This window comes from Undibacterium sp. Ji22W (genome assembly GCF_049340305.1).
In the GTDB taxonomy this organism is placed as follows: Bacteria; Pseudomonadota; Gammaproteobacteria; order Burkholderiales; family Burkholderiaceae_D; genus Undibacterium.
In genome coordinates this window covers 1-274 of record NZ_JBMPOU010000025.1, presented here as the reverse complement: position 1 = coordinate 274, position 274 = coordinate 1, and the positions used below count along the sequence as shown (strand labels likewise).

Below are 274 nucleotides of genomic sequence, written 5' to 3'. Positions count from 1 at the left end.
CGCTCTCCGCGACCGTGACATTGCTGACGCTCAAAGTTGGCGTATCGTTGTCGCTACCACCAGTGCCGGTGCCATCATCTTTGATCGTACCTACGCCCAGATTGTCTAAAATCGTGGCATTCGTTGGTGTGACCAAATTGACGTTGAAGTTCTCCGACAATTCAAACACGCTATCGTTGGCGATATTGACCGTGATCGTTTGCGTCGTCACACCAGGATTGAACGTCAAGGTACCACTCGTTGCTGTGTAATCGCTACCAGCGGTCGCTGTACC

General features: G+C 51.8%; 1 protein-coding gene. It reads right to left on the bottom strand.

What is annotated here, in order from left to right:
• The coding region (locus tag ACO0KW_RS20430) for a Calx-beta domain-containing protein (RefSeq protein WP_423055183.1) at positions 1 to 274 on the bottom strand (274 nt) is incomplete at both ends.